At 62.8% G+C, this 19,450-nt stretch carries 21 protein-coding genes; 10 read left to right on the top strand and 11 right to left on the bottom strand.

From position 1 onward, the window contains the following. The first annotated feature begins 187 nt into the window (after positions 1–187). The 3 genes from rpoN to ptsN all read left to right on the top strand — a co-directional run bounded on the left by rpoN (position 188) and on the right by ptsN (position 3,114). A complete protein-coding gene (gene rpoN, locus NKJ13_RS00480; protein WP_352506602.1) occupies positions 188–1,714 on the top strand; it encodes an RNA polymerase factor sigma-54 in 1,527 nt (508 codons plus the stop codon). A 291-nt stretch (positions 1,715–2,005) separates the two neighbouring features. Next, positions 2,006–2,590, top strand: coding sequence for a ribosome hibernation-promoting factor, HPF/YfiA family (gene hpf, locus NKJ13_RS00485; protein WP_352506601.1), 585 nt, complete (start codon positions 2,006–2,008; stop codon positions 2,588–2,590). A 59-nt stretch (positions 2,591–2,649) separates the two neighbouring features. Continuing rightward, positions 2,650–3,114, top strand: a complete 465-nt coding sequence (gene ptsN, locus NKJ13_RS00490; RefSeq protein ID WP_023675268.1) for a PTS IIA-like nitrogen regulatory protein PtsN — start codon at positions 2,650–2,652, stop codon at positions 3,112–3,114. Positions 3,115–3,225: 111 nt separating this feature from the next. Here the strand turns inward: ptsN and NKJ13_RS00495 are convergent, their stop codons facing one another. Then, a complete protein-coding gene (locus NKJ13_RS00495; protein WP_023675269.1) occupies positions 3,226–3,483 on the bottom strand; it encodes a BQ00720 family protein in 258 nt (85 codons plus the stop codon). A gap of 63 nt (positions 3,484–3,546) precedes the next feature. After that, positions 3,547–3,972 (bottom strand): Hsp20 family protein, encoded by a 426-nt coding sequence (locus NKJ13_RS00500; RefSeq protein WP_023675270.1) that lies wholly within the window; start codon positions 3,970–3,972, stop codon positions 3,547–3,549. 144 nt (positions 3,973–4,116) lie between these two features. On the opposite strand from NKJ13_RS00500, the gene NKJ13_RS00505 reads away from it, so the two are divergent. After that, entirely contained in the window at positions 4,117–5,058 is a 942-nt protein-coding gene (locus NKJ13_RS00505) for a nucleoside hydrolase (protein WP_352506600.1), read from the top strand. A gap of 124 nt (positions 5,059–5,182) precedes the next feature. Here NKJ13_RS00505 and NKJ13_RS00510 read toward each other — a convergent pair whose 3' ends face one another. From NKJ13_RS00510 to NKJ13_RS00525, 4 genes are all read right to left on the bottom strand, one after another. Then, the gene (locus NKJ13_RS00510) at positions 5,183–5,797 is read right to left on the bottom strand and encodes a LysE family translocator (protein ID WP_352506599.1); all 615 of its coding nucleotides are present in this window, start codon (positions 5,795–5,797) and stop codon (positions 5,183–5,185) included. A 103-nt stretch (positions 5,798–5,900) separates the two neighbouring features. After that, entirely contained in the window at positions 5,901–7,361 is a 1,461-nt protein-coding gene (locus tag NKJ13_RS00515) for an amidase (protein WP_352737507.1), read from the bottom strand. Between the two features lie 6 nt (positions 7,362–7,367). Further along, positions 7,368–8,276, bottom strand: a complete 909-nt coding sequence (locus NKJ13_RS00520) for a ribokinase (protein WP_352737506.1) — start codon at positions 8,274–8,276, stop codon at positions 7,368–7,370. 102 nt (positions 8,277–8,378) lie between these two features. Next, entirely contained in the window at positions 8,379–9,272 is an 894-nt protein-coding gene (locus NKJ13_RS00525) for a methylated-DNA--[protein]-cysteine S-methyltransferase (protein ID WP_352737505.1), read from the bottom strand. Between the two features lie 114 nt (positions 9,273–9,386). On the opposite strand from NKJ13_RS00525, the gene NKJ13_RS00530 reads away from it, so the two are divergent. After that, a complete protein-coding gene (locus NKJ13_RS00530; RefSeq protein WP_352737504.1) occupies positions 9,387–10,202 on the top strand; it encodes a class I SAM-dependent methyltransferase in 816 nt (271 codons plus the stop codon). A 9-nt stretch (positions 10,203–10,211) separates the two neighbouring features. Here the strand turns inward: NKJ13_RS00530 and NKJ13_RS00535 are convergent, their stop codons facing one another. After that, positions 10,212–10,706, bottom strand: a complete 495-nt coding sequence (locus tag NKJ13_RS00535) for a DUF2244 domain-containing protein (RefSeq protein WP_352737503.1) — start codon at positions 10,704–10,706, stop codon at positions 10,212–10,214. A gap of 22 nt (positions 10,707–10,728) precedes the next feature. On the opposite strand from NKJ13_RS00535, the gene nth reads away from it, so the two are divergent. Next, positions 10,729–11,559: an endonuclease III gene (nth, locus tag NKJ13_RS00540; protein ID WP_352737502.1), complete on the top strand. Its 831-nt coding sequence runs from the start codon at positions 10,729–10,731 to the stop codon at positions 11,557–11,559. Positions 11,560–11,597: 38 nt separating this feature from the next. On the opposite strand, the gene NKJ13_RS00545 is transcribed toward nth, so the two are convergent. The 4 genes from NKJ13_RS00545 to NKJ13_RS00560 all read right to left on the bottom strand — a co-directional run bounded on the left by NKJ13_RS00545 (position 11,598) and on the right by NKJ13_RS00560 (position 15,281). Next, positions 11,598–13,109 (bottom strand): tripartite tricarboxylate transporter permease, encoded by a 1,512-nt coding sequence (locus NKJ13_RS00545; protein ID WP_352737501.1) that lies wholly within the window; start codon positions 13,107–13,109, stop codon positions 11,598–11,600. A gap of 9 nt (positions 13,110–13,118) precedes the next feature. Then, positions 13,119–13,586: a tripartite tricarboxylate transporter TctB family protein gene (locus NKJ13_RS00550; protein ID WP_352476416.1), complete on the bottom strand. Its 468-nt coding sequence runs from the start codon at positions 13,584–13,586 to the stop codon at positions 13,119–13,121. A gap of 80 nt (positions 13,587–13,666) precedes the next feature. Continuing rightward, positions 13,667–14,644, bottom strand: coding sequence for a tripartite tricarboxylate transporter substrate-binding protein (locus NKJ13_RS00555; protein WP_352687965.1), 978 nt, complete (start codon positions 14,642–14,644; stop codon positions 13,667–13,669). A gap of 181 nt (positions 14,645–14,825) precedes the next feature. Next, complete coding sequence (locus tag NKJ13_RS00560) at positions 14,826–15,281, bottom strand: DUF2214 family protein (protein ID WP_352687967.1); 456 nt, start codon at positions 15,279–15,281, stop codon at positions 14,826–14,828. Positions 15,282–15,506: 225 nt separating this feature from the next. On the opposite strand from NKJ13_RS00560, the gene NKJ13_RS00565 reads away from it, so the two are divergent. The 4 genes from NKJ13_RS00565 to NKJ13_RS00580 all read left to right on the top strand — a co-directional run bounded on the left by NKJ13_RS00565 (position 15,507) and on the right by NKJ13_RS00580 (position 19,449). Then, a complete protein-coding gene (locus NKJ13_RS00565; RefSeq protein ID WP_352687969.1) occupies positions 15,507–16,046 on the top strand; it encodes a GNAT family N-acetyltransferase in 540 nt (179 codons plus the stop codon). Positions 16,047–16,251: 205 nt separating this feature from the next. Then, a complete protein-coding gene (locus tag NKJ13_RS00570) occupies positions 16,252–17,229 on the top strand; it encodes a Bug family tripartite tricarboxylate transporter substrate binding protein (protein ID WP_352776970.1) in 978 nt (325 codons plus the stop codon). A 158-nt stretch (positions 17,230–17,387) separates the two neighbouring features. Next, positions 17,388–17,921, top strand: a complete 534-nt coding sequence (locus NKJ13_RS00575) for a tripartite tricarboxylate transporter TctB family protein (RefSeq protein ID WP_352687971.1) — start codon at positions 17,388–17,390, stop codon at positions 17,919–17,921. A 4-nt stretch (positions 17,922–17,925) separates the two neighbouring features. Next, positions 17,926–19,449, top strand: a complete 1,524-nt coding sequence (locus tag NKJ13_RS00580) for a tripartite tricarboxylate transporter permease (protein ID WP_254816834.1) — start codon at positions 17,926–17,928, stop codon at positions 19,447–19,449. Position 19,450 lies beyond the last annotated feature (1 nt).

Consider the following 19,450-nt stretch of genomic DNA (forward strand, 5'->3'; position numbering starts at 1 on the left):
CCGGTTCGAGCGGGATTTCCGGCGTAGTCCAGCAGCTTTTTCTTCAATTTTCTGCCTGAAAACGTGTCGGCAGGCGAGTTTTACCGCTCCTCGCCTTGACAAGCAAAAGCCGGGCCAGTTTCTATGCTGGCCTGGAAAATTCCTTCCAGCAGTGCGGGTGTGTAGACGGAGCGTTTGAAACCGAACCATGGCGTTGGCGGCAAAACTACAGCTACGACAGTCGCAGTCGCTGGTGATGACGCCGCAGCTGATGCAGTCAATCCGCCTGCTGCAGTTCACCCATCTCGAGCTGGAACGCTTCATCGACGACGAGATCGAACGCAATCCACTGCTGGAACGTGCCGAACCGCAGGAGGACGCCGCCAGCGACCAGGCGCAGAAGGGCGACGCTGCACCAGAACCAGCTGCCGACGGCGACTGGTTCGAAGCGGAGACGGCGTGGAGCGCCGAGGCGATCTCGGAAAAGCTCGATACATCGCTGGAAAACCTGTTTCCCGATGATCCTGGTACGAGCGAGCGGCTGGGGCCCGACCTGACGGCGCAATGGAAATCGGCGTCCGGCAACGGTTCCACCTCTTCCTCCGACGGCTTTGACGTCGCGGACATGGCGGCGGCTGCCATCACGCTGCGCGACCATGTCGGCGAGCAGGTAGCGCTCGCCTTTGCCGATCCGGCGGCCCGCCTGATCGCCAGCGAGCTTGCCGACGGCCTCGACGAGGCCGGCTACATGCGTGCCGACATGGCCGAGATCGCGGCCCGCCTCGGCACGAACGCCACGGCGGTGGCAAGGGTCCTGGCGGTCTGCCAGACATTCGAGCCCGCCGGCATCTTCGCCCGCGACCTCGCCGAATGCCTGTTGCTGCAGCTTGCCGTGCGCGACCGGCTCGATCCGGCGATGAAGGCGCTGATCGCCAATCTCGAACTCCTGGCACGGCGCGATTTCCAGACGCTGAAGCGGATTTGCGGCGTCGACGAGGAGGATCTGCTCGACATGCTGGCCGAGATCCGGGCGCTCGACCCGCGGCCAGGAATGGCATTTTCGTGCGGTGCCAGCGACGCAGTCGTGGCCGACGTCGAGGTGCGCGCAGCCAATGACGGCAGCTGGACGGTCGAGCTCAATGCCGAGACGCTGCCGCGCGTGCTGGTCGATCACATCTATTTCGCCCAGGTCACGCCACATGCGAAAAACCAGGCGGAAAAGGATTTCCTCGCCGAATGCCTGCAGAACGCCAACTGGCTCACGCGCAGCCTCGACCAGCGGGCGAAGACCATTCTCAAGGTGGCCTCTGAGATCGTGCGCCAGCAGGACGCTTTTCTCGTCCACGGCGTGCGGCACCTGAAGCCGCTCAACCTGCGTACGGTGGCGGACGCCATCGGCATGCACGAATCAACGGTCAGCCGGGTCACGGCAAACAAATACATGCTGACGCCGCGCGGTGTGTTCGAGCTGCGCTATTTCTTCACCGCCTCGATCGCTTCGTCAGGTGGCGGCGATGCGCATTCGTCGGAAGCGGTGCGCGACCGCATAAAGCAGCTGATCGACGAGGAGAAAGCCGTCGATGTGCTTTCCGACGATGCCATCGTCGACATGCTGCGGGAAAGCGGCGTCGACATTGCCAGACGCACGGTGGCCAAATACCGGGAAGGCATGAACATACCCTCTTCGGTGCAGCGGCGGCGCGAAAAACGCGCTTTGGCCAGCGCCGGCCGTTGAGCTCCGACGGAATTTCCACAGCTTTCGCAGTTCATTGACAAGCGGCAACGAAGTGGCTAGAAGCCCGCCCGCATGAGACGGGCTAGCGAGTGGATTTGAGTTCGCCGATGCCCGCACGAGAGATGGTCCGTCACGACGTAGGCCACGGGACGGCCAAGAAGGCGGCTTGTGATCAACCGGAAAGTTCGGATCTAAAATCGGCGCAAGTGACGCCGCAAAAGCTTGTGCGCGCGGACCACGAGTATAAACTCGGGACAGTTTGAAGCCTGAGCAAGGAAGGTCAGTTTTCAGATGACACTGCGCATATCGGGAAAACACATGGATATCGGCGATGCGTTCCGTACGCGCATCAACGACCGTGTCGGGGAAGTGATCGGGAAATATTTCGATCGGGGCTTTTCAGGGCAAATCGTAGTCGTCAAATCGGGGTCGCGCTACACGGCCGATTGCATGATCCGGCTGGACTCCGGTGCTTCGCTGCAGGCGACCGGCGATGCCCAGGATCCAACGCTTGCCTTCGATACCGCGGCAGACCGTCTGGAAACACGACTCAGGCGCTACAAACGCCGGCTGAAGTCGCACAATTCAGGCAATAGCAACGGCGAGCTCACCGACGTCGCCTATACGGTGATGGCGCCGCTTACCGACGACGAGGAGGACATACCGGAGAATTTCGCGCCGGCCATCGTCGCCGAATCGACCATGACGCTGCGGACCATGTCGGTGGCGTCAGCGGTGATCGAACTCGACACCAAGGACAGCCCGGTCCTGGTCTTCCGCAATGCCGGAAACGACCATCTCAATATCGTCTATCGCCGGCCGGACGGGAATATCGGCTGGATCGACCCGTCCACGGCCAAGGTCGCGCAGGGGTAAAAACCAGCCGCACGCGAGCGTGGGGACTGGCGACGGCAGGCGAACAAGGGATTTCAAGCATGGATCTGAGCGATCTCGTCAGCGTTCCGGCAATCATGCCGGCGTTGAAGGCGAACTCCAAAAAGCAGCTGCTGCAATTGCTGTCCGAACGGGCGGCGGCGATTTCCGGCATTCCGGAGCGAGAGGTGTTCGACACCATCCTGCAACGCGAGCGCCTCGGCTCGACCGGCGTCGGCAACGGCATCGCTATTCCGCACGGCAAGCTGGCTGGGGTGAAGCGGATCGCCGGTGTCTTTGCCCGGCTGGAGACACCGGTGGACTTCGAGGCCCTCGATGATCAGCCGGTCGACCTGGTGTTTCTGCTTTTGGCTCCCGAAGGTGCCGGCGCCGACCATCTCAAGGCGCTGTCGCGCATCGCGCGGGTGCTGCGCGATGCCGACACGGTTGCCAAGATCAGAGGCACGCGCGACGCCGTAGCCATCCACGCGCTGCTGTCGGACACGCAGGCCTCGCACGCCGCCTGAGGTTTTGATTAAATCCCTTGAAGGGCCGCCGTGTGCGGCCCTGTCCGTCTCCAACCAGATCGCCGCGCCATATTTGTCAGTTGATGGCGCCGTTGTCAGTGGATAACGACGTTAGTGGATAGCGACCGGGGTCAGATCGTTTTCCAGCGCGCCAGCCAGTGCCCGATCGCGAGCGTCCGAAAGCAGGATCGGCTGGCCATTGGCGGCAAACAGGGCCCACAGTTCCAGCCCGGGCGCGATTTCGCCGAGGCCCGGGAAACGGCCGCGCAGATCGTCGCTCGACACTTTCCTGAGATAGGCGACCGAACCTTCGCCGAGATGGGCGAATTCGCCGCTGGTCATGATGATATTTTCGTTAGTTCTGGTCATTTCAAGCCTCCTTGCCGCGAGACGCCGCTCAAGGCCATCCCGCATGAGAGCTATCGGCAAAAATCAGTCTTTCACCGATATGTTTATTTTTCGTACCAGCCGTTCGGACTCCGGCCGATCGAGATCGATCGACAGAAGGCCGTTCTTCAATTCCGCCGCAATCACCCGCATGCCGTCGGCCAGCACGAAACAGCGCTGGAACTGGCGCGCAGCGATGCCGCGGTGGAGAAATTCGCGCTCGGTGTCGTCGTTCTGACGGCCGCGCACGACCAACTGGTTCTCCTCCGTTGTGACATCGAGATCGCTTTCCGCGAAACCGGCGACGGCGAGCGTGATACGCAGCCTTTCGGTTTTGCCGTCGGCACCGCTGAGGCGCTCGATGTTGTAGGGAGGATAGCTGTCACCGGACTTTGCCAAGCGCTCCAGCGTCTTTTCCATGGAATCGAAACCGAGGAGAAGCGGGCTGGAAAAAGGCGTCATTCGGCTCATGTTACAGTGTCCTCTCAAGAGCGACATAAAGTGGAAAAACCCGGATGGCATTTTTCCCGATGGTCTTGATATGGTCCGCCGCCCGGCAGACTTCAAGCCGTCACACGTCCCGCCCAAAAAGACTTGCCAAAACAAGGAATTGAAATGCCCCAATCCCGCAGGATCATCATCGACACTGACCCCGGCCAGGACGATGCCGTTGCCATATTGCTGGCGCTGGGCAGCGCCGAGCTGGAGATCGTCGGCATCACCGCGGTGGCCGGCAACGTGCCGCTGAAACTTACCGAAAAAAACGCCCGCAAGATCTGCGAACTGGCCGGCCGGACGGACGTCCAGGTCTATGCAGGTGCCATCCGGCCACTGGCGCGCGAACTCGTCACCGCCGAGGAAGTGCATGGCAAGACCGGCCTCAATGGACCGCAACTGCCCGAACCAAAGATGAAGCTGCAGGACGAGTATGCGGTCGATTTCATCGTCGAGACGCTGATGAGGGAGGAGAGCGGCACGATCACGCTGTGCGCGCTCGGACCGCTCACCAATGTTGCGCTGGCGCTGATCCGCGAGCCCAAGATCGGGCCGCGCATCAAGGAGATCGTGCTGATGGGCGGCGGCTTCTTCGAGGGCGGCAACGTCACGCCGACCGCCGAGTTCAACATCTATGTCGACCCGCATGCCGCCGACGTCGTGTTCAAATCCGGCATTCCGATCGTAATGATGCCGCTCGACGTCACCCACAAGGCGCTGACCACCGCCAAGCGCACGAAGGCCTTCCGCAAGCTCGGCACCCGGGTCGGCACGGCCACCGCGGACATGCTGGAATTCTTCGAACGGTTCGACGAGGAAAAATACGGCACCGACGGCGGCCCGCTGCACGATCCTTGCGTCATCGCCTATCTGTTGAAGCCGAAGCTGTTCAAGGGCCGCAACTGCAATGTCAGCGTGGAAACCGCCTCGGAGCTCACCATGGGCATGACGGTGATCGACTGGTGGGGAGTGACCAAGCGGCCGAAGAACGCCATGGTGATGCGTGACATCGACCACGATGCGTTTTTCGCGCTGTTGCTGGAAAGGCTGGGGCGGCTTTAGCGCCGTCTTTCATTCCCCCTTGATGGGTTGGGCGGAGTGCAGTCATTGCCAAGCTGGAACACCCCTCATCCAACCGAGCTTCGCTCGGCCACCTTCTCCACAACGCGAGAAGGGAAAGGTGCCGTTACTTCGCCTTGGAAAATGCCAGCCACAGGCCGCCGCCGACCAGGAAGCTGCCGCTGATCCGCGACAGCAGCTTGACGCGGCCGGCCGACAGCAGGCGCCCGGCGCGGCCGGCGGCCAGCGCGTAGGTCGAATCCGAGACGGCGGCGAAGATCATCGCGGTGAGACCCATGACGCCGATCTGTAACGCATAATTGCCTTCAGGCGCAATGAACTGCGGAAAGAAGGCGCCGAAGAACACCAGCGTCTTCGGATTGCTGATCGCCACCAGCAGGCCCTGCAAAAAGAAGCCGCCGCGCGGTCTTTTTGCCGATCCGTCGGCGTTCAGCTTGCCTTTCGAGCGGAACATCTGCACGCCCATCCAGATCAGGTAGGCAGCGCCGATCAGCCTGACCAATTCGAACCAGTGGCCCATGCCGGCGATCAGCGAAGTCAATCCGATGCCGACGATGGCGATCATGATGGCTAGCCCGGCCTGGGTGCCGGCGACGTTGGCGAGGCCGGCGCGGGAGCCATGGCGTATGCTGTTGGCGATGATCAGCGTGACCGTCGGTCCAGGCACCAGGACGATGACGATGCAGGCGACGACGTAGGTGGCGTAGAGTTCCAGCGACATTTTTCCCTCCGCAGAATGCCGCTCGTGCGGCGTGCTGTCGCGATCAATGCATGGCGATGAGTTGCGTGCAAGTCGGCGAAGCGCCGACAATGCGGAGCTGATTTCAGCAGGCGCCGGCCTGCCATGGCAGCGTTGCCTCATAGGCGGCAGCCGCCCTCAGCACGGAGGGGTCACCGCGCGGCCCCCCGATCAATTGCATGCCCATTGGCCTGCCCCTGGAGTCGAAGCCCGCCGGCACATTGATCGCCGGGCAGCCGCCCAGCGTGGCGAGCGCTGAGACCTGCATCCAGCGGTGATAGCTGTCCATGGCACGCCCGGCCACTTCCCTTGGCCAGAGGGTGGCGACGTCGAAGGGAAAGACCTGTGCGGCTGGCAGCGCAATCAGGTCGAAACGCTCGAAGAGCGACAGCAGCATTCGATGCCAGGACGAGCGCCTCACAGTTGCCGCATGGATTTGCGGCGCGGTGAGGCGAAGCGCATGTTCCACCTCCCACACGGCCTCCGGCTTCAGCAGACTGCGTTTCAAGGGATCATCGTAGTGCACCTTGAGCGCACAACCGCTGCTCGCCTGCCGAAGCGTTACAAAGGCCTGCCACAGCGCTTCGAAGTCGAATTCCGGCATCAGCGGCTCGGCCTCGAAGGACACATCCGCGAACCGGCCGAGTGCTGCCTCGCAAAGCTGTAGAATGCCTGCTTCAACCGGCAGATGACCGTCGAGATCGCCGAGCCAGGCGATACGCCCGCCGGCCGCCGGCGTTTCCACCCCTTGGAGAAACGAGCCTGGCTTATCATGCGACAGCGGCGCGCGAGGATGATAGCCGGCCTGCACGTCGAGCAGCAGCGCCATGTCGCGCACGTTACGCCCCATCGGCCCTTCGACGCCCATTTGCGCATGAAACACATCAAGGTCAGGGCCAGCCGGCACCAATCCCTGCGACGGGCGGAACCCATAGACATTGTTGTAGGCAGCGGGATTGCGCAACGAGCCGCCAAAATCGCTGCCATCGGCAACGGGAACCATGTCGAGCGCCAGCGCGACCGCCGCGCCGCCGCTCGAGCCGCCGGCGGTCAGCGTCGGGTCGAATGCGTTGAGCGTCTGGCCGAACACGGTGTTGTAGGTGTTGGAGCCGAGCCCGAATTCGGGAACGTTGGTCTTGCCTATGATGATGGCGCCGGCCTTGCGGACGCGCTCGACGAAGAAGTCGTCTTCCTCAGGCACGAAATCGGCGAAGATCGGCGAGCCGAAGGTGGTTCTCAGGCCTTTTGTCAGCGCAAGATCCTTAATCGCGATCGGCAGGCCGAACAGCGATCCGGTATCTCCTCCTCGCGCCAGATGGGCGTCAGCGCTGTCTGCCACGCGCAGGATGTCGGCATGTTCGCGCAATGAAACGATAGCGTTGACCAGCGGGTTCACCGCCTCGATCCTGTCGAGGAATGCCGCGACCACTTCGCGTACCGAAAGTTGCCGGCGCCTGATCCTGTTGGCCAGTTCCACGGCGGACAGGCGGCAGATGTCGCCGGCGGGCGGCACCGCATGCTTCGTTGTCGGGCGCGCGGCTGTCATCCCGCTTTAGCCTGCGGATTTCTGCAAGGCGGCATCGACGTCCCTGGCCAGCGGGATGGCCGGCTGTGCACCGGCTTTCAGGCAGGCCAGCGAACCGGCTGCGGCAGCGCGGGCAAGCGCCTGGTCGAGCGGCAGGCCGGCTGCCAGCCCGGCTGCAAAATAGCCGCAGAACGTGTCGCCGGCGCCGACCGTGTCGAGCGGGGTGATCTTCAGCGCCGGAACCATCAGAAGATCGTCCGGCGTTGCTGCCAGAACGCCGTCCGGGCCAAGCGTGACGACGATGGTGCGGCCGGTTCTCGAGGCATAGTCGCGCATCCGCGCCGGGCGGTCGCGGCCACTCAACGACAGCGCCTCGCCATAGAGGTCGAACTCGGTTTCGTTGGCGACGAGATAGTCGGCCTTGCCGAGGAAGCCGGCGGCGTCGCTATGGAAAGGGGCGGTGTTGAGCACGGTGACCGCGCCGGCCGTCCTTGCCGCGCCAAGCGCCGTCTCGACCGTTTGCAGCGGGACTTCCAACTGCAACAGCACGACATCGCCGTTTTTCAGGAAAGCCTTGGAAAGGTCACCCGGCACGACCGAATCGTTGGCGCCCGGCACAACGGCGATCACGTTCTCGCCGTCGGCGCCGACCATGATCAACGCGGTACCGGTCGAGGCAAAGGTCTCGCCGACGCCGGACAGGTCGATCTTGCCCTCGCGCAGCAGCGCCAGAGCCTCGCCGGCGAAGCTGTCCTTGCCGACTGCGCCGACCATGCGCACCTTGGCCCCGGCGCGGGAGGCGGCCAGCGCCTGGTTGGCGCCCTTGCCGCCGGGGGCAGTAGCGAAACCGGAGCCGCGCACCGTCTCGCCGGGACCGGGCAAGCGGTCGACACTGGCGATGAGGTCGAGATTGATGGAGCCGATGACGACGATCAAGAAGTGCCTCCCGCTAACGCATGCGGGAAGCTACTCCGTAAGATCGCTGCTTGTCACCCTAGCGGTCCTGACATCGCTCCTATCGTTCCATTCTTTGGCTATTTACGAAGAGACCTGTCCCGCCTCCCAGCCGAGGATGGCGCGTTTGCGGGTCAGGCCCCAATGGTAGCCGGTGAGCGCACCGGACTTGCCGAGAGCCCGGTGGCACGGCACGACAAAGGACATCGGATTGGCACCGACCGCGGCACCGACAGCCCGGCTGGCGCTCGGTGCGCCGATGCGCGCGGCGATCGAGGAATAGGTGCAGGCCTGGCCCATCGGAATACACAGCAAGGCTTCCCAGACGCGGACCTGGAAGTCGGTGCCGATCATGACGACGCGGAGCGGCTGGTCGGCGCGCCACAGCGTCGGATCGAAAATACGCGCGGCATAGGGCGCCGTTGCAGCCATGTCCTCGACATAGCTAGCGTTCGGCCAGCGGCTGGACATGTCGGCAAAGGTCGCACGCTCGCCGCCGGGGTCGTTGAAGGCGAGGCCGGCAAGGCCGCGGTCCGTCACCATGATCAGGGCGATGCCGAAAGGCGAGATATGATAGCCGTAGCGGATGGTGAGCCCTGCGCCGCGGGTCTTGTAATCGCCCGGCGACATCGCTTCGTGGGTGACGAACAGATCGTGCAGCCGGCCTGGGCCGGACATGCCGAGCTCGAACGAGGTTTCAAGCAGCGGCATGCCGGCATCGAGCAGCTTGCGCGCATGATCGAGGGTAACGGCCTGCAGAAAAGCCTTGGGCGATAGGCCGGCCCAGCGGGTGAACAGCTTCTGCAGCCCGGTCGGCGTCTCGCCGACCTCCTCGGCCAGCACTTCCAGCGAAGGCTGGTCGCGATAGTCGAGGCTGATCTTTTCGATGGCACGACGGACGATTTCGTAGTCACCGCCTTCAGGCGTGATGTCTTTCTGAAGGATTGCTGTCGTTTTGAGAGGCATTTGGGCGTTCATGGCAGTATCTCCTTGAGTGCGAATATCGTCCTTCGCGGCGCCGATCACCACCCGAAACTTGCTTTCCCGCAGCATGTACCCAGATAGAGCTGGCTTTGAATGGGGAGGACGGTCGTGGCTGGTGAAAAAGTAAACCTGACCGGGGCAAAGGAGACTTTGCTTTTGACACTGTACGGCAAGGCGCTGGAGAGCCGGCTGCCCAATTCGCTGCTCCGGGACTACTTTGCCGACGAGGCGATGCGCAACATCGATTATGATTTCTCGCGGCTCAAGGTCGACAACAATCTCGGCATCGGTCTAGCAATCAGGGCAAAGACGCTGGACGTCTGCGTTCAGGACTTTCTCGCCCGAAATCCTGACGCCATCGTGCTGCATCTGGGGTGTGGGCTCGACACGCGCATATTCCGTATCGACCCGCCAGCCGGCGTGGACTGGTTCGATGTCGACTATCCCGAAGTCATCGACCTCAGGCGCAGGCTCTATCCCGTGCGGGATCGCTACCACCTGATCGCTTCGTCGCTCACCGAACCTGGATGGCTGAACGAAGTACCTCGGGATCGCCCGGCCATAGTCGTGGCGGAAGGCCTGACTCCCTACCTGGCCGCCGAGGAGGGGCAGCAACTGTTTTCTCGTTTGGTGGGACATCTTTCGAGCGGCGAACTGGTTTTCGATGCCTATAGTCGCCTGGGCCTGAAGATCATTCGCCTCAATTCCTCCTTCCGCGCCACCGGCGCCGAGGTCCATTGGAGCATTGAGAACCCGCATGAATTGGAGCGAGCCGTTCCGAAGCTGCGGTTCATCGAGGACATCCCTGCCTATAAGCCGGAACATGCCGCTCGCATGCGCTGGCTCGCGAAACTGTTTGTTCGCCTTTGGAAATGCATTCCAGCATTGCGCAAGATCGGCAGGCTGTTGCGCTATCGGTTCTGAAACGCTGGCTCAGCGCGCCTTGGCGGTCGCCAGAGCGCGCGAAAATGCGGTGGCAAAACTCTCGCGGTCGTCGGGGTTGAGAAAGGCGCCGATCGAGACGGTTTTTCCTTGCGCCTCGACCGCCATTCTGGTGATGCCGATCTCGGCGTGGCGGGCGATCGAAAAGCGTGCCCAGAACGGATTGAAGCGGTGTGATTCCGATTTGCCCGACGGGGCAGTCTTGCAGATATCGAGGCTGGTGCGCGACACCGACACCTCCTCGCGAGCCCGGGCGGCGCGATAATTGGCACGGAAGGCGATATAGACGGCGATCACGTCGAGGCCGAAGAAGCCGAACACCGGCCAGGCGCCGCGCGACAGAAAGAACGCTCCGGTCACCAGCCACCCGAACAGCAGTGCGCCCATCAGGATGGCAAAGCCGGTCTTGCCCAGCGACCGGTGCGGTGTCAGCAGCGCCTGGAAGAATGGCTCGTCGGCCTGAAATGAGGCGTTTGTGTCGCTCATTGGGGAATATTATAGGAAGGCAATGACAAGCCCCAAGCCCAAAAACTCTTCCGCGCTCAAAAAAGACCTGCTGCCCGGCCGCCGCGATGACTCGAACGCCAAGCCGCGTACGCGGCCGGCGAGATCGCGGGTGCTTTACAGCCCGGCCGAGGTGCATGAGATTTTTCGCCGTTTTTCCGTTCAGCGGCCGGAGCCGAGAGGCGAACTCGAACATATCAACCCCTTCACGCTGCTGGTGGCGGTGGTGCTTTCGGCTCAGGCGACGGACGCCGGCGTCAACAAGGCGACGCGGGCGCTGTTCAAAATTGCCGACACGCCGCAAAAGATGCTGGCGCTGGGCGAGGCCAAGCTCGGCGACCATATCCGCACCATCGGGCTATGGCGCAACAAGGCCAAGAACGTCATCGCGCTGTCCGCGGCGCTGATCCGTGACCATGGCGGCGAGGTGCCTGAGGATCGCGATCAACTGGTCGAGCTGCCGGGTGTCGGCCGCAAGACCGCCAATGTCGTGCTCAACGTCGCCTTCGGCCAGCACACGATGGCAGTCGACACGCACATCTTCCGCATCGGTAACAGGCTCGGCCTGGCGCCGGGCAAGACGCCGGAACAGGTAGAGCAAGGTTTCCTGAAGATCATTCCGGATGAATATATCCGGCATGCGCATCATTGGCTGATCCTGCACGGCCGCTATGTCTGCAAGGCACGCAAGCCGGATTGCCCGGCCTGCGTCATCGCCGATATCTGCAAGGCCAAGGAAAAGACGACCAGCGTGCCTGCACCACTGGTCGAGATCGGGCCGCTCGGGCCAGTGGAAGCAGCTCAGGACCGAGCAGCGGCAACCACTGCCCGCTAGCTGAATCTAAAGTTCCTTTTATGCGGCGACATCCATGTTCAGGAACTCTCCTCGACGAACACCTCTTCGCGCTTCTTCTTGACCGCGGGGAGAAAGACGATGACGAGCACGGCGAGCGCGATGAGGAGCAGGCTGGCGCTGATCGGCCGCATCACGAAGGTGCTTGGGTCGCCGCGCGAGAGGATCATAGCGCGGCGCAGGTTTTCCTCAAGCAGCGGGCCGAGCACGAAGCCGAGCAGCAGCGGCGCAGGTTCGCAGCGCAGCTTGGTCAGGAGGTAGCCAAGCAAGCCGAAGAAGGCGACGGCATAGAGGTCGTAGACATTGGTGTTGACGCTGTAAACGCCGATCGAGCAGAACGCCATGATGATCGGGAAGAGCACGTAGTAGGGGATGGTAAGGAGTTTCACCCAGAGCCCGATCAGCGGCAGGTTCAAGACAATCAACATCAGATTGCCGATCCACATCGAGGTGATGATCCCCCAAAACAGCGCGGGCTGTTCGATGGCGACATTGGGGCCGGGCACGATGCCCTGGATGATCATCGCGCCGATCATCAGCGCCATCACCGGGTTGGCCGGAATACCGAGCGTCAGCATTGGGATGAAGGAGGTTTGGGCGCCGGCATTGTTGGCCGATTCCGGTCCGGCGACGCCTTCGATGGCGCCCTTGCCGAATTCCCCCGGGTTTTTCGAGACGCGCTTTTCGACGGTGTAGGACGCAAAGGCGGCAAGGATCGCGCCGCCTCCGGGCAGGATACCGAGCGCCGAACCGATGATCGTTCCGCGCACGATGGGAGCCGCCATGCGGCGAAAATCTTCTTTACTCGGCATAAGGCCGGAGATACTTCGGATCAGCACGGAACGCTCATGCTCGTTTTCGAGGTTGCGCAATATCTCGGCGACGCCGAAGACGCCGACCGCCACTGCGACGAAATTCAGCCCGTCGGCATATTCGCGGATACCGAGTGTGAAGCGGGGCGTACCGGTGTAGATATCGGTGCCGACAAGTCCCAGCAGCAGGCCGAGCACGACCATAGCCAGCGCCTTGACGACCGAGCCGTGGGCGAGCGCGACGGACGAGACCAGGCCGACGATCATCAGCGAAAAATACTCGGCCGCGCCGAATCTCAGCGCTATCGCCGTCAGCGGTGGGGCAAAGATGGCGACGAGGAAGGTCGACACCGTGCCGGCAAAGAACGAGCCTATCGCCGCGGTCGCCAGGGCTGCTCCGGCGCGGCCGTTCCTGGCCATCTGATAGCCGTCGATTGCGGTGACGGCCGACGAGGATTCGCCGGGCATGTTGATGAGAATGGCGGTGGTCGAGCCGCCATACTGCGCGCCGTAATAGATACCGGCGAGCATGATGAGAGAGGAAACCGGGTCGCCAATCTGGAAGGTGATCGGCAACAGCATGGCGATGGTTGCGGTGGCACCGATGCCGGGCAGGACGCCAATCAGCGTGCCGAGAAGGACGCCGATCAGGCAGAAGCCGAGGTTTGCCAAAGATGTGGCTGTCGAAAAGCCGAGTGCGAGGTTGCTGAGGAGTTCCATTTCATCTCCTCACAACGATAGGGGCAACCACGGGCCGAAACGCCGGAACGGCAGGCCGAGGGCGTAGCTGAAAACGACGAATGCGAACAGCGTCAGGCCGGCCGACAGCACGAGTGCGGTCAGCGGCCTCATGCGGCCGCTACCGAACGATGCGATCAGCGCCGTCAGGAAGATCGACGGGATGAAGCCGAGGCCGCGCACCGTCAGGCCGAAGAAGATCGGAGCAGGCAGGATAAACAGCATGCCGCGCCACGCGATGTAACCGATCGGCTCGCTCTCGAAACGCACCGCTTGGACAAGGATGGCGGCGCCAAGCAGGATCAGCACGATCGCCAGCACCAGCGGGAAATAGCCCGGCCCCATGCGAAAGGCGGTGCCGATTTCGAGGCCCAGCGACTGCAGCGCGAAAAAGGCGCCAATAAAGACCAACAGCGCGGCGCATATGCCGTTGGTCCTGTCGATTGCGAAAGGTTTCATTGCGTCCTCCCGGCTCGCCTCATGGGCGTGCCGATGCCGGTGTAAAAAAACGGGGCGCTGATGGCGCCCCGTTAGAACCTTTAGTCGGCGTACTGGCCGGCCGCTTCGATGATCGGCTTCCAGCGCGCGATCTCACTTTCCAGCTTAGCTTTGAGCGCGGCCGGCGTGGCATCGGCCTCCGGCGACGGCTTGGTGCCGAGTTCGGCAAATCGGGCGACGACATTCTGGTCCTTCAGCGCCACCTGCAGCGATTTCGAAAGGCGTTCGGTGATCTCGGCCGGTGTGCCCTTGGGGGCATAGATTCCGTGCCAGATGCCGACCTGCACCTGGGGAAGGCCGGCTTCTATCGTCGTCGGCACGTCCGGCAGCACATCGAGGCGTTGTGGCGAGGTTACGGCATAGGCCTTGATAGTGCCGCCCTGGATCTGCTTGGTGGTATTGGTCGTCTGGTCGCACATGATATCGACCTGGCCGCCGAGAAGATCGGTCATGGCCGGGCCAGTGCCCTTGTAGGGTACGGTGACCAGCGGCGTGCCGATGGCGCTCATGAACAGCATGCCGCACAGATGCGAGGCGGCACCGATCCCGGCATTGGCAACGGTGATGCTGTCCTTGTTGGCCTTGGCATAGTCGACCAGCCCCTTCAGATCGGTCGGCTCGAGGTCCTTGCGGCCGACGATGGTCATCGGCACCTCGGTGACGAGGCCGACATATTCGAAGCCGTTCAGTGTGTCGTAGGCGAGCTTTCTATAGAGCGTAGCACTGGTAGCCATGCCGATGTGATGGAGGAGCAGCGTGTAGCCGTCAGGCTCGGCATTTGCGACGCGGCCGGCGCCGAGCGTGCCGCCGGCGCCGCCGACATTCTCGACGGTGACCTGCTGGCCGAGGTCTTTCGACATAGCTTCCGCGACAAGACGCGTGACGGTGTCGGTCGGGCCACCGGCCGAAAACGGCACGACAATGGTGATGGTGCGTTCGGGGTAGGTCTGCGCGCCAGCGGCCGACGGATAAAGCATGGCGGCCGCAGCGGCAGCCAACGCGGCGATGAGTTTTCGCATCGTGTTTCCTCCCAGGATATGATTGCCAACCGCTGCGCGGGTTCCTCTAAACCGACTGTAGATAGAGCAATAACTAGCGCAACCCGACAAATGACAATCGCGCTCAAACGGCAAACCGCACGTTTCTCTGCGCAAATGAGTGGCAAGGTTGGGCCGTGCGATGCCCTTCCTCCAACCTATTCTAGTAGCCGTAGCCGCGCGCCATCGCCGCCGCGAACACCGGGATCAATAGGAAGATCGATGCCTCGGTGCGGACATAGGTGCGAACGGACGCCAGCTCCGCCGCAGGAACCTGGTAGCCGGGACTGATGCTCGCCTGCGTGTTCCAGGATAGGAAACGGATGGTCGGGATAATCGACAACAGGCCGACAATGGCGAAAGCGGCCATCTTTGCCCAGAACATCCAATTGTAGACGTAGAATTCCCAGCCTTTCAGACCATAGACGACGCGGCCGATGCCAACGACGATGATCAGCATGGCAATGATGCCGTAGTGGCGGTCGATGCCGACGAGCCGCTTCAGCGTCGCGGCGGACAAGTCGCTGCGGATCAGGACGAATTCGGCGCCGATGATGCCTGCCAACGAAAACACCAGCAAATGATGGCAGATGGCAAGCACAAGGTCGGTGGTGTCCATGCTGTATTCCCTCTGTCGGGCGGCAGCGCCGAACCCAACGCGCCTGAACCAATACCGGAGAAAAACTAACACCGCCTGGCAGGATTCACATCAGCCTGGAAGATGATCTACACAGCCTTGGCTCTTGTTTTTCACAACGGATTTGGATTTCCCGTCTCGTGCGTGTCGCTGTCCCCCTTTTGGAAGACCTGCATTAGGCACCGGCAACACAAACGAGACATGACCATGGCCAGTCCGCATACAATTGTCGCCCCAGTGCTTGAGACCTCGCGCACGGTCCTGCGGCCGCACCGGCTTGACGATTTCGACGCCTATGTCGCTATGTGGGCCGATCCCGTCGTCACCCGCTTTATCGGCGGGAAGCCGCGCACGCGGGAGGAAAGCTGGATGCGCTTCCTACGCCACGCCGGCCTGTGGTCGCTTCTGGGCTACGGCTTCTGGGCGATCGAGGATAAGGCGACCGGCTGCTTCATCGGCGAGGCCGGCTTTCACGATCTGAAACGCGACATGACGCCGTCGATCGAGGGCATTCCGGAGACCGGCTGGGCTCTGGTTTCGGGCGCGCATGGCCACGGGTTGGCCAGCGAAGTCGTCGCACGGGTGCTTGCCTGGGGCGACGAGACGTTCGGCGCCGCGAAGACCGTCTGCATCATCGATCCGGAGAACACCGGATCGCTGAACGTCGCGGCAAAATGTGGTTACGGCGAAGTGCTTCGAACCGTCTACCAAGGCAAGCCGACCATCCTGCTGGAGCGGCAGCCCTGACGGGCGCCGTCTGGCGTCTGCCTGCCACGTCGTCCGGCGTCAAGTTCGCCTGCCTGAAGATCGCACAGTCCGATTGTGCCGCATGCGGCGTGTTCTGTCTTTGACAGGAGGACGCAAACTCTGCATGAATTTTATCGAGCGGGTCTGAAATCAGGCCACGTTTCTGGCAGGCACCGGAGGAGGTGTCGCGATTTGGAGGAATCCCATGCTGAACAGACGCCGATTCTTGATGAGCACCGCGGCAGCAGGTGCTGCCGGACTCACGGCATCGCATTTTGTCCCCGCCTTTGCGCAGGACGCGCCGCAGCTGCAGATTTTCGTGCCGGCGGCGCCGGGCGGCGGCTGGGACCAGACGGCGCGCGCCATGGACCAGGTGCTGCGCAGCGAAAAACTGATTTCCGGGTCGCAGATCACCAATGTCGGCGGCGCCGGCGGTACTGTCGGCCTGCCGCAATTCGTCAACCAATGGAAGGGCAAGGGCAATGCGCTGATGGTGGCCGGCATGGTCATGGTAGGCGCCATCATCGCCAACAAGGCGGCCAACAACCTTACCGAGGTCACGCCGATCGCCCGCCTCACCGGTGAGTTCGAGGCGCTTGTGGTGCCGGCCGCCTCGCCGTTCAAGACGGCCGCGGACTTTGTCGCGGCTCTCAAGGCTGACCCGACGCAGGTTCCGGTTGCTGGCGGTTCGGCCGGCGGCTCGGACCATATATTGTTCGGCCTCATCGCCAAGACCGTTGGTGTTCCGGCCACCAATGTTTCCTATGTGCCGTTCGCCGGCGGCGGCGAGGCGCTTTCGGCGCTGCTCGGCAACCAGGTCGCGGCCGGCATCTCCGGCTACGGCGAGTTCGCCGAACAGGTCAAGGCGGGTGCGCTGCGGCTGCTGGCCATCTCCGCGGACAAACGCCAGGAGGGGATCGATGCGCCGACGATGAAGGAAGCAGGCATCGATGTCGAGCTGTTCAACTGGCGTGGCGTCTTCGCACCGCCCGGCGTCTCGGACGCCGACAAGGCAGCAATGATCAAGCTGATCGAGACCATGGCCAAGAGCGACGCCTGGGCCACCGAATGCAAGAACCGCAACTGGACGCAGATCCTGCTTACCGGTGACGATTATGCGAAATTCGTCGCAGAAGACACGGCCCGCATCGGGACGATCCTCAAGGACCTCGGTCTAGCGTGATGCTCTCGGCAAGGGGTGGCAGCCTGCGCCAACCCTTGCCGACTTTCGCTAGCCGCATGGACATACGCGGCGCCGGAGGTGAAACTACGCCAAGATCGGCCGGGTGAGACCGGTCCAAGGAGAACCGGCCCCAAGGGACCGACATTGGGAGGACGATGATGAGCACCAGCGACCAGCCGGCGCCGCCGCGCCTTGCAGTGCCCGAACTGCTGATCGGCGTCGGGCTCCTCGCCTGTGCGAGTGCGGTTGCCTGGCAGACGCTGGCAATCCCGGTGTCGCCGCTCTATTCCAAGGTCGGTCCGACCGTCTTTCCCTACATCACCATGACCGGCATGGTGATCCTGTCGCTGCTGCTCATCATTGCCGCCTTGCGGGGCGGCTGGCAGCCGGAGGACGAAAAGGCGACGCCGACCGACTGGAAGGCGATGGGCATCGTCGCCCTCGGACTGATCGCCAACCTCGTGCTGATCCAGCCGCTCGGCTTTACCGCGGCATCTGTCATCATGTTCGTTCTCATCTGCCACGGTTTCGGCAGCCGGCGCCCGCTGCGTGACGTGCTGCTCGGGCTGATCCTGGCGCTTGCCGCCTATTTCGGCTTTGCCAGGGCGCTCGGCGTCAATATCGGCGCCGGCTTCATCGAAAACCAGCTGAACGCGATCGTCGATTCGCTCGTCACCATGCTGAGGGGCTGACGCCATGGAAACGCTCGGCCATCTCGCGCACGGATTTTCGGTCGCCTTCTCGCCGATCAATCTCATATGGTGCCTGGTCGGCACCACGCTTGGGACTGCGATCGGCGTGCTGCCCGGCCTCGGACCGGCACTGACCATAGCGCTGCTGTTGCCGATCACCTATCAAGTGGCGCCGGAGGCGTCCTTCATCCTGTTTGCCGGTATCTATTACGGCGCCATGTATGGCGGCTCGACGACATCGATCCTGCTCAACACGCCTGGCGAAAGCGCCACCATCGTCACCGCGCTCGAGGGCAACAGGATGGCCCGCTCCGGCCGTGGCGGTGCGGCCCTGGCGACCTCGGCGATCGGTTCCTTCGTCGCCGGCACGCTGGGCACGATCGGCGTTGCCTTTCTGGCGCCGATCGTCGTCAAATTTGCGCTGGCCTTCGGCCCGGCCGAATATTTCTCGCTGATGGTGCTGGCCTTCATCACGGTTTCGGCGGTGCTCGGCTCGTCGTCGGTACGCGGCCTGACCAGCCTGTTCGCCGGCTTCGTCGTCGGCATGATAGGCGTCGACCTGCAGACGGGGCAGCCGCGCTTCACCTTCGGCATGAGCGAATTGCTGGATGGCGTCGACGTCATCGTCGTCGCCGTTGGCCTGTTCGCCGTTGGCGAGACGCTTTACATGGCCTCGCGCCGCTATGCCGGCAAGGACGACATCGTGCCGTTGAAAGGGTCGCTCTACATGACCGCGGCCGAATGGTCGCGCTCGTGGAGGCCATGGCTGCGCGGCTCCCTGATCGGCTTCCCGATCGGCGCCATGCCGGCCGGCGGTGCCGAAATCCCGACCTTCCTCTCCTATGCCATCGAGAAGAAACTCTCCAGACACAAGGACGAGTTCGGCACCGTCGGTGCCATCGAGGGCGTTGCCGGACCGGAAGCAGCCAACAATGCATCCGCGGCCGGCGTGCTGGTGCCGATGCTGACGCTCGGCCTGCCGACCTCGGCGACGGCCGCAATCATGCTGTCGGCATTCCAGAGCTACGGTATCAATCCGGGGCCGCTGCTGCTGACGACGCAGGCCGACCTAGTGTGGGGGCTGATCGCCAGCCTGTTCATCGCCAACGTCATCCTCGTCGTCCTTAACCTGCCGCTAATCGGGCTTTGGGTGCGATTGCTGAAGATCCCGGCGCCGCAGCTGTATGCCGGCATCCTGGTGTTCGCAACAGTCGGCACCTACGGCATCTCGCAATCGCCGATCGACCTCGTCATCCTCTATCTGCTCGGTGCCGCCGGTTTCCTGATGCGGCGTTTCGATTTTCCGACCGCGCCGGTTATCATCGGCATGATTCTCGGGCCGCTTGCCGAAACGCAGTTCCGCCGCGCGATGACCATCTCGAACGGCGATTGGACGGTGTTCTACAAGCATCCGCTGTCGCTGACGTTGCTGACGCTGGCCTTCATCGGGCTGGTTGGACCGCATATCTGGGCCTACATCGAGCACAGACGCATGCGGGGACCGGAGCACGTGCCGGGCGATGCCTGAG

The sequence above is a fragment of the Mesorhizobium sp. M0174 genome (assembly GCF_040322275.1).
GTDB lineage: Bacteria > Pseudomonadota > Alphaproteobacteria > Rhizobiales > Rhizobiaceae > Mesorhizobium.